Here is a 440-nt window from a genome sequence, read left to right on the forward strand (position 1 = left end):
TGGGATTGGCATAGCTTGACTGATGGCTTCCATACTTGCTTTCATTCGGTCAATTTCTCGAATTTGTTCTAATATTTCTTGTTCAATTACATCTGTGGAAGCGACTTGTGATTGAAATTGACTTGGAAAAGCATCGTTCTGACGAATTAACTCTTCACACAGATAAATAATTCCTTGCGCTAAAGGACGAAAGGTTTGTACAAAAAATGATTTTGCACTGCTATATGTTTGCCCTTGTAACACAGTATCAGTTGCAAAAGCGTCAATCGACTGAATGGCTTGTTCCATGCCTTGAATGGTAGCGGTACATACAGCATTCATGCTTTGAGTTTGGCTTTGTACTTCTCCTAAATACATATTTAAACTCATGCATTGACCTCCCTTGCTAATTGTTGTTGTTGATAGGAAAGGTCGTTTTCTAAATCACTAAGGTCTCGTCT

Annotated in this window: 1 protein-coding gene and 1 pseudogene; both read right to left on the reverse strand. The window is 38.2% G+C overall.

The features are described 5' to 3' along the window. The coding region (locus tag AC1DJR_RS33515) for a T7SS effector LXG polymorphic toxin (RefSeq protein WP_477004624.1) at positions 1-369 on the reverse strand (369 nt) is incomplete at its 3' end. After that, positions 366-440 (reverse strand): annotated as a pseudogene (locus AC1DJR_RS33520) (DUF3958 family protein); the annotation flags it as partial. The gene AC1DJR_RS33515 and the pseudogene AC1DJR_RS33520, both read right to left, overlap by 4 nt.

The organism is Bacillus sp. 05T31, from assembly GCF_056396725.1.